This window comes from Acinetobacter kyonggiensis (assembly GCF_900107285.1).
Lineage (GTDB): Bacteria > Pseudomonadota > Gammaproteobacteria > Pseudomonadales > Moraxellaceae > Acinetobacter > Acinetobacter kyonggiensis.
In genome coordinates this window covers 1-9836 of sequence record NZ_FNPK01000046.1, presented here as the reverse complement: position 1 = coordinate 9836, position 9836 = coordinate 1, and the positions used below count along the sequence as shown (strand labels likewise).

At 33.0% G+C, this 9836-nt stretch carries 6 protein-coding genes and 2 pseudogenes; 3 read left to right on the top strand and 5 right to left on the bottom strand.

The window, feature by feature from the left end; genetic code table 11:
• Nucleotides 1-121 precede the first annotated feature (121 nt).
• From BLV99_RS17335 to BLV99_RS17325, 3 genes are all read left to right on the top strand, one after another.
• The gene (locus tag BLV99_RS17335) at nt 122-583 is read left to right on the top strand and encodes a hypothetical protein (protein WP_092692921.1); all 462 of its coding nucleotides are present in this window, start codon (nt 122-124) and stop codon (nt 581-583) included.
• Nucleotides 584-854: 271 nt separating this feature from the next.
• A complete protein-coding gene (locus tag BLV99_RS17330) occupies nt 855-2048 on the top strand; it encodes an SIR2 family protein (RefSeq protein WP_092692919.1) in 1194 nt (397 codons plus the stop codon).
• Nucleotides 2041-3711 (top strand): ATP-binding protein, encoded by a 1671-nt coding sequence (locus BLV99_RS17325; RefSeq protein WP_092692916.1) that lies wholly within the window; start codon nt 2041-2043, stop codon nt 3709-3711. Before BLV99_RS17330 ends, BLV99_RS17325 begins: the two co-directional genes overlap by 8 nt.
• Before the next feature lie 205 nt (nt 3712-3916).
• On the opposite strand, the gene BLV99_RS17320 is transcribed toward BLV99_RS17325, so the two are convergent.
• From BLV99_RS17320 to BLV99_RS17300, 5 genes and pseudogenes are all read right to left on the bottom strand, one after another.
• A complete protein-coding gene (locus BLV99_RS17320; RefSeq protein ID WP_092692911.1) occupies nt 3917-5272 on the bottom strand; it encodes a site-specific integrase in 1356 nt (451 codons plus the stop codon).
• Nucleotides 5272-5808 carry a hypothetical protein gene (locus BLV99_RS17315; RefSeq protein ID WP_092692924.1) on the bottom strand — a complete coding sequence of 179 codons (537 nt, stop codon included), beginning with the start codon at nt 5806-5808 and terminating at the stop codon, nt 5272-5274. The genes BLV99_RS17320 and BLV99_RS17315 overlap by 1 nt, the downstream gene beginning before the upstream one ends.
• 16 nt (nt 5809-5824) lie before the next feature.
• Complete coding sequence (locus BLV99_RS17310) at nt 5825-7813, bottom strand: hypothetical protein (RefSeq protein ID WP_092692908.1); 1989 nt, start codon at nt 7811-7813, stop codon at nt 5825-5827.
• An 11-nt stretch (nt 7814-7824) separates the two neighbouring features.
• Nucleotides 7825-9645, bottom strand: a pseudogene (locus BLV99_RS17305) (hypothetical protein); the annotation flags it as partial.
• Between the two features lie 8 nt (nt 9646-9653).
• Nucleotides 9654-9836, bottom strand: a pseudogene (locus BLV99_RS17300) (IS30 family transposase); the annotation flags it as partial.

Sequence of the window (9836 nt, the reverse complement as noted above, 5' to 3'; positions counted from 1 at the left end):
TCAAAGTTAAGATGATGGTATGACAATTTTATATACTCCATAAACCCTTTAAATTAATTAGGTGGTTTATGTCGCACTTCAAGTTTTACTCTGCCCTGTAAACACAATTCCGAAGCTAACAATGGATGTAATTAGAATTGCAAATAGTATAAATGGTTCTAATCAAACTATTGAATCTTTACAAAAAATACTTAGCTCATTTAAAGATGTTGTTCCATCTTCAATTGTTGAAAAAATCCCTAATCCGCAGTTTATATTGGATAAATATAACATACGTCCTAATACTACGAAGGAAATGGTGATTAAAGAAATTAACAATGATATTAACAACCTTAAAAAAATCTTGATTAAAGCTGTTATTCCAGCCATAGATCTTGAATTAGTTTTTATTAATGGTGTTGATAAGCAAGTTAAGTTATTGTTATCAGCTATGGAAAATGAAAATCATAAATTTGCAAAAACTTTTGATGAGTTTTTATCTAATATAGTTCCAATAGTAAAGAAAAATGATCTAGATAATGTAGAAAATATTATTGAAAGATTAGAGTTAAAAAATTCTATCCTAAATAGTTTATTAGTATAATTTATATTTGTTAAAACTAATCTGACAGTTATTCATACAATGTAGTATCTGTCAGGTTTTATATTAGTATGAAATTTTATTTAGCTTTTTCTGATAATATCTATATAAAGTTGGTCTTATTTTAAAGCTATTTATAGTTGTTTAGGTTTCTTAATTTGATTTTTTATATAATAAAATTATTTGTATTTAATTCATTTTTAGTGTTATTTATTGTTGAAATGTTTAATGAGAGTGATGTAGCATAAATAATTGAAAATATATAGGTAAATATATGGGTAATAAATATTATAATTCTTCAGAAGATACGTGGGTAGATGCTCTTAAGGATGATGGAACTGAGAATGATTATTTTGAAACTGAAATAAAAAATAAGTTAAAATCTGCATTGCAAATGCCTAATATTATGGTGCTTGCAGGAAGCGGAACTTCATTAGGTGATGTTGTTAATGGCCCTAAAATGTGGGATTTATGGTTAGCCTGTACCACAGAAGATATGGAGAAAACTGCTAAAGATTGTTTTGGTGAAAGTAAATATATTTCTGAGGATATTAAAAATCAAAATATAGAAGTATGTCTATCTCATTGTGAAGCATATTTACAAGTTGGTGAGGAAACAGAAAAAACAGAACTATTTTTAAATGAGTGTAAGAAACTTATTTTAAAAAAATGTAGGTTTATAAATGATAAAGATACTCAGTTAGTTGGTCACAAAGAATTTATTAGAAAATTAGCTAGAAGAAAGTCAAAAGATCCCAGAGTTAAGTTGTTTACGACGAATTATGATACATGTTTTGAAGACGCTGCTGGATTATTAGGTATTACTGTAATAGATGGATTTTCTTTTTCAATTCCTCGTATTTACGATGCTAGGTTTTTTGATATGGATATTGTCCGAAGAAATACGACAACTTCTTCAACAAACATCCATTATTTAGAAGGTGTATATCAGCTCTATAAGCTACATGGATCTACAAATTGGAGTCGCGATAGTGATAGTCCTTATATCATCAAACAAGAAGAAAATGTGGAGGCTGAGGATAGCTGTATGATTTTTCCTGCAAAAGGAAAATATCAACAGTCATATATACAACCACACTTGGAGTTAATTGCTCGCTTTTCACAAAGTTTAAGAGAACCGAATACATGTTTAATTATTGCTGGTTTTGGCTTTAACGATGATCATTTATCTGAGCCAATTTTGTCAGCAATTCTTTCTAATCCACACTTAAAAGTGATTATTGTATCCACTAGTATTGAAAATGACTTTGATGCAACCCCTCCTAAAACCTCTAAGTATTGGAAAATTTTTAAAAAGATTGCAGATGACAGAAAGAATGATGAAATTATCTTTATTAATTGTGACTTTCAGCAGTTTTCAAGTCTTATTCCTGATCTTACAGCATTGTCTCCTGCAGAGAACCTTCATGAAAATATGAAGAAGTTATTTGGAGGTACACATGCATAATGGTGTGATCAAACCAGAATTACTTTTTGGAAAAGTAAATGCTGTTACTGCCAATTCTGTCAACTTTGAATATATTAATTTACAACATCAAGCAACCTACTATCATGGCAAACGCTATGGAAAGGGCGAAGTTGGTGAATTCATATTAATCGAAAGTCAGGTGAATTTAATTCTTGGACGTATTGTAGAAATTAAAAAAGATGATTTAGATAAGTCTAATTTAGATATTGCTGGACGAATCCAACTTCTAGGAACAATTCAAATGGATAGTTTGCATGTTACTGCTGGAGTTGAATACTATCCAAATATTAATGATCTCATCTATTCAGCACCTCATGAACTTATCGCTCAGCTTCCTAAAAGAATGAATAAAGGAACAGTAAAGGTTGAATTAAATTTAGGTTTCATAGATTTAGATCAGGGTTGCGATATAAATGTAACACCTGAAAAACTATTTGGTCGCCACCTAGGAATTCTAGGTTCAACAGGTGGTGGTAAAAGTTATACTACTGCCAAAATATTAGAGGAATGTCTAAAATTTAACTCAAAAATAATTATTCTTGATCCAACGGGAGAATATAAAGATTTCATTGGCGATGATATTGAAAATGTTCATTTAAGTGATCCCATTAGCCCAGCCATTGGGTCTTGCGCTGTCAGTTTGCCAGCAGAATGCTTCCAAGAGACGGATTTTATAGCATTGTTTGAACCTTCAGGCAAAGCACAAGGTCCTAAATTTAGAGATGCTATTCGCAGTCTTAGACTTGTTCATTTATTAATGCTTAAAAAAGATCAGCATTTAGAAAAAATTAATGACGGTGTTTTTTTAAAAATTGGTAAAAACGAAAGTAATTGGACAGAATCTATCAAGTATGTTCGAGGTACTGAACTTATTGAAAATCCTTATACTCCATTTAACCCATTGAGATTATGTAAACAAATTCACCAAGAATGTATTTATCCAGCAGATCAAAATGGAGCATGGAAACCTGACCCATCAGGATTTAGTTATTGTCTTTCATTAATATCGAGAATACACGGAATAACGACATCTAAAACTTTTAGATTTGTTTTTAAACCAGCAGAATTACCGACTCTTCTAAACAAAATAGATGAATTCTATTCCTCTAATAAAAAAATATTAAGAATCGACTTAAGTGATGTAGGATTTGAATTTAAGGCTAGAGAAATTGTTGCGAATGTGATCGGACGGCATTTATTAAATCAGGCACGATCTAGAAAATTTTCAGATAAACCGATAGTTGTTTTTTTAGATGAAGCTCATAATTTTATTGGGAAAAGTATTGGTAATGAAGATAACATTGCCAAATTAGATTCATTTGAATTAATTGCAAAAGAAGGGCGAAAATTTGGTTTAAATATTTGTCTAGCGACTCAGAGACCAAGAGACATAACTGAGGGTGTTTTAAGCCAGTTAGGAACATTGATTGTTCATAGGCTCACTAATGATCGTGATAGAGAGATTATTGAACGTGCCTGTGGTGAAATTGATAAAGCAGCATCTGACTTTCTACCTAGTCTGCAACCTGGAGAGGCGGTTCTCATTGGAAATGATTTTCCAATTCCATTAACCATTAATATTCATAAACCATTCATAATACCAAATTCATCTGGCGCAGATTTTCAGAATAAATGGGTTTGATAATTATTATCGAAAGCGTCCAATTTAAGTAATATTCAATTCTGAGCACTAACAGAACTGGCATAACAAGTTAAACAGAGTTTCAGTTTATAATTACATATAGTCACATCTTTATTAATATATTAATTGAGTGTAGTGATATTTAATTTTTTTAGCTCACATATTTCAGTCCATATCTGAGCTGAAGAACAAAGGCTGATTGGTTTTATGTGAACTTCTTAAATCCATCTATCGTTGAGAGAAGAGAATCTAAAGCTTCAGCTTCGTTTATTTCCTTTAAGCGGAACAAATTTGCAATTGAGATCATTTTCTTTACACGAATTCTAATTTGAGGAGAAACATTGCTCATATCTATATCTGCTTGATCGTTTTTTTCATTATATTCAGTGGCTAGATGCACATAATGTGATAAAGATTCATTGTTTGCGTGCATGGTAACTTTACGGCATGCATTTGAAGCAACACTCAGAATACTTGAAAAGCTACCTTGTGCTGATATTTTCTTAATTGATTTAGCTATATTAAGGGTAATAAATCTATGGCGAAAAGAATGATTAGTTAGGTGCCTCAGAGCCTCACAATACTTACTGCCGTTAATAACCTTTTTTGCATAATTTTTTAAATAAGTAGATTTCAATGGTTTTCCTGTGACTGAATCGACAAAAAGAGCATCATGCTCCATATCAGGAAACATATCTTCAATTACATGGACGTATAAAAGAATAACTTGAATATCCTCATGGGTAGTCCTCACTGATCGAGTTTTACCTTTGTATTTTCCTTTCCTTATGGGAATATTTCGGATTATTGGCTGCTTGTCACTGATGAATAATGAATCCGCTGCCTTTTTTATCATAGTTCGGGTTATCTCGTGAGCTTCACTTATTCTAGAGCCTGTAACATCTAGTAATGTGGTTAAGGCTTCCCACCTGCTTATGAGGAATGTATTTATTCTTGGGTGATTGGTTGTGCAGTTGATGGCATCTAGCCACATAACTAACTCGTGATCATGAACGTATTCAACTTCAGAGGCAATGTTAATTAGTCCGACAAGTGATTCATGATAAAAATACTCACCTGTTATACTTCCTTTCTTGAATTTAAGTTTTTCATAATGCACGCTGAATATTTTATCTGAATCTTTCCCTGTAGTACCCAGTTTCCATTCTGGATACATTTTACTGAGATAATCTATATACTCAATTGCAGTCCTTCCATGTTGAATAATAGTACCGTCTTTAATATTCCTATCTTTTGACTCCTTAATATATTGATAAAGAGTGCTATCATTAATCTCACTCAGATTTATAGAATTATCTTCAAGGAAATCACAGAACAAATTTAAACTATATGCTTTTTTTTGAACGGTTTTTGCTAATGGGCGAATATTATATGTTTGTGAACCACCGCCATAATGAGTAATAAATGAATTAGCATCCCAATCAAACTTACCACCTTTCTTTAAAATCATGGGAAGTGGGCAATCATTGTTTTGATCTATTCGCCTACTAGTATTGAGAAATTTAAGGTTAGGATCTTTTGCAACGACTACAGAAGACATTATTTAACCAGCCAGAGTCGATTTCTACCTAGGATTTGAGCTTGAGATAGAATAAGTTTTCTATATGCAGCATCGATTTCCTTATCTTCTCGACATTGATCTAAAAGACTCATATAAGCTCTATACACTTCCGCTAATGCAACACGTAATTCCTCGTTTTCAATTTTTAATTTATTGACTTCATTTTGTGAGATTCTGGCGGTGGAATTACCTTTATCCTTCCTTTCTGATTCTAGGAGTTGAGAAAGCCTATGATTGGCATTTTTAATTGAATCAATTAGATCGTTTAAATATTTTAAGTTATGCTCAGCATGAGCTGTATTGTAAGAATAAGATATAATATTAAGATCACTATCATCCCACTTATGAACTGAAGTTTGTGAGATGGCGTTTTTTTTCATTTCCAAGCTGCTAGGTATATCTTCAAAGCATTCTATCTTATTTATGAGTTCAGTTTTTCGCTTTATAGATGAGGATATTTCAATCTTTTTATCGATAACTGGTTTCGAAGTTTCGCCCTTCTTAAACTTTGACATAACTAAATTCCTAGTTTTATGGTTTAATAAAGTAAAAGAAAACTTCGTTTCCATCAATTTTACAGAAACGGACTTGTTGACCTGTTTTTTCTTTATGTTCGTCAATCAATCTACGGACCAGTGTCTCTAGCACAGTTGAAATATTTGTTGACTGTCTGGCTTTGTTAATGATGCTTCTCACTGCTTGATCACCATTAATATGCTTGTTTAATGATGCCCCTATCTGTGCAATAGTAGCCTCAGCTTCGTCGATCCATTCATCATCAGGTGACACTTCTGCATAATAGAATGTTTGATCGAGGTTAGAGTGACCCATGAACCAAGATAGCTCATCTAATCCAATTTGATCTGAGAAGTTAAAATACACTACAGCAAATAGTCTTCTAAATTGGTGTGTTGATGGATACCATCTTTTTCCACCGATCAGGGGGGATTCAATCCAGTCCATAAACATATTAATGGAAGCATTAATATAGTCATCGCTTAAAGGGTTTTTAGAGTTTTCCCCGCCATCTTCACGAGCCGCACTGATTGATCTATATGACAATGCACAACCAAACAAAAATAGTTCATTCTCATCTCCTATAAAACCTCGTCTTTCTTCAAGCTCACATACCATTAAAGCGAACTCTAGACCGTAATCGTATATTAAATCAGGGATAGGTCTATGTACTTTTTCTAACTCTAACCTTTCTGAGCTTTTAGGGATTTTCATGACTATGTCAAACAAACCATCAACTGGGGATTGTACAAAGCAATTACGGTTTAAAGTCCGCAATGATGTTGCTCTGCCAGCAGAGAAGCTGGCGATCAGAATCCATATTGCAGCTGTGTAAAGTCTGATAGCCATATTAACAGACATGCCATTTCTTAACTCGCTATAGTCAAATTTACTGACATCTGCTTTTTCCCATGACGTAATGATTAAAGGTTTGAGAGCGCTTGGGATCTTAGTTGTTTTATATACATAATTCTTTATCTTTAGGCTATGTTGCCTGCTGGTTGATAAAGCTATACCAAGTTCTTTTATCCTGTTAACTTCGCCTTTAGATAAATCCGAAAGGTACTGACGAAGTGGCTCTCCATAAACGCGTGCAAAATGTAATGCTGAGGAAGTTGTATGAAGGGATAATGAAATTGGCATCAATGGAGTTTTCACTCTATCGATCATTTCATCAAAAATAGTCCTTCCCACAGAAAACAGTTTCATTGGCGAATACTGAAACTTATATTTTTGGGCAGTTCTTGCAGTAAAAAAGGCTTCCAATTTAGAGATTTCATTAGAGATTGTACTTTGACTTGGATACAGATCAAAGTCTATGTCAAACTCTCGTGTACATGCATTATTGTATTCTCGCTTATACGCCATTTGAGAAAAAAAGCCATCATCTTTTGATTCTAAGTATTTAATTACCTTGTATTTAAGACTTTTAAATTCCCTAGTTGTAATAGCAAACTCAGTTTTTATTAAAGACCAGTTTATATCGCTCTTTGAGCTCCATTTTATTAATATAAAATTAACTGCTTTTTCAAACAAATCCCTCTCTACATTGAAAGATAACAAGTAATGTTTCAACTCTTTTAATTTGATTTGCTCTAGGCTTCTAACTAAAGGTTCGCTCTTGGAAATACGAAATTCATTTGCATGGTAGATGAGATGAATTACAGATATAGCGATATCCGAAATCCTAGCTGGTCTTGTAATTTTACCTGTTGTATCAAGATAAAGAAGACTATTACGGATATCTATTAATAATGCTTCATTAATTTTGTCAGTTAGATACTCATTATCTGCAATCTTTTTTTTGAATTCAAACTTTCGGGCTTTATTAAGGTTTTCCTTATAGAAGGATAAATTAATACCAACTTTGGATAAGTACCAAGTTTTATCATTTATAGACTCGTTCAACATCCATCGAGGTTTAGGGTAAGAGGAATTAACAATGGTCTCTAGCAAGTCATTAGGGTCTATGCGTTCCTTTATAGGGCTTAAATTACTTTTCATTATTTACACACCTAAGAACTATTTTTCTCGACATTTAACTGTGCTGTCCTAAGCATATGCTTCATCATTACTGAGGACTCTTGTCCAATCTTATCAAGTACATCTTTACAGTTTTTCTTTAACTTCTCATCTTTACCATCTTTCGCATACTTTATAGCTAACTGAAGATTTAGATCAGATACACAAAAATATAGTGGGATATCTTCCTCATTATCTATACAAGGGTTAGTTAGTTTTTCGTATAAATTACCTCCCATATCTGGATTATTGAAAACTTGTTTTAGCTGTAATTTAAATTCGGCCTCACTCATATTTAGTGACTTGAAAGGTAATTTATCAGATGAGGTAGCCATAAACAGAAATATCTTCTGAAAGTTTCTTATTTTGAGTCTGTAAATTATCTCAGTTAAATATTTCGGGATGTAACGATTAAGAGTTGTCTTAACAGTATTACCAAAATATGTCGAAGTCTTGATGGAGTCGCCATTTGAATTTAAATAAATTAAAACACCTTTTGATGCTCGTACTTTTTTTAATGTAGCTTCCTGCAAAGTCGTGTTCTGAGGTGAGAGCGTCAAGCAGAACTTATTAAATTTATTTTGGAATGTTTCAGGACATGGAACAGTGGTACCGTGACAAGATAGGCAAACCCATAGATCTCGTATTCCCAAGGTCTCTCTGATTCTTGCTGTCATTTCTAATGCCATTCTTAAGCAAGTTGCTGCATTTATTTCATATGCATCTATATCGGCTAATGATTTATAAGATCCTTCTGCTTTTCTTGAGCGAGCGCTTCTAGCTCGTGGCTTTAAAGCTTTAATTCTTACAGAACCCTCATCATCCACTATAACAAATTCATGGCCGTGACCGTCAGATGATATTTTTACTCTATAAAGCGAGTATGGATTAATCCCTAATTCTTCTGTGATGATGGTTTGCATCGCAGATGCAATACTGCTTGTTAAGCCTAGATATCCAAGGATATCTTCGCTTATAGCGAGATTGTTAATATTATGTTGAGTTTTGCTATTTAGTAGATCATTAAAGTAATGATTGTAATAAGCAGTTAAATTATTTAAGCGTAATGGATGTGCGCTATTAAAAGGGCTTACCTTTGACTTAGAATTGCTGCCTTTTGTTCTACTTACGAGTAATTGAGGGTGGTTCATGAATTCATCAAACTGGCTTTGCTCTATGATGATATTTTTATTACAAAACTTTTTGTACCCCTGAAAAACAATCTCTTGGGCGTTTTTCACAAGGATACACAAGTTATATGAAAGTTCGCTCTTTAAAGACTCGATAAACTGGGGGGTGTTTATGTATTCATCACGCTTTTTTTCATCATACATGTCCACTTCACAAATGAGCGGGTTGTCTTTTCGCACCTTTTGCGTATTTATACACCTACGCAAATTGTCCGGAAGTTCAACGTTTTCTGGCAATAGGCCATGTTTAACTAATACATCAAGTGAGTTCTTAACGTTCTGGAATTTACCATATGCTGTATTTCTTTGATATTCATCAAGCAAGTTACCTCTATATTTTAAAAGCTCACCTTGAATAATTCTGGGATGTTTATACCACTCAATATTAGTTGATGAAATTTGCTCTAAAAATTGAATTAATGGGCCTCTATGATGTTTCTTATGCTTAAAACTGTTAACGTGCTCTTTTAATCTATTCGCAATTTCTGGAGTGCAGGTGGAGTTTAGTATTTTCTTAAAGTTCTCATCGGCGCTAGATTCATGTGAGAAAAGATTAGATATTTCTTCTGGTATAATTTCAGATTTAATTAGTTGGAATTGAGATTCAGTTGGTACAGTAAGAAAGGGCGAATTCAAACATGAGGTGCGACAGTTTCAAAAGCCATATGATAATCAACAAGCTGAGCAAATTTCTCTAATGGTGTAAGCCAATCTAACGCCTTTCTAGGACGAGTATTCAGTGACATGGCAACTTGATTTAAATAATGCTGATCTGCCTGATTTAAATCAATCCCTTTAGGTAAATATTGCCTAAT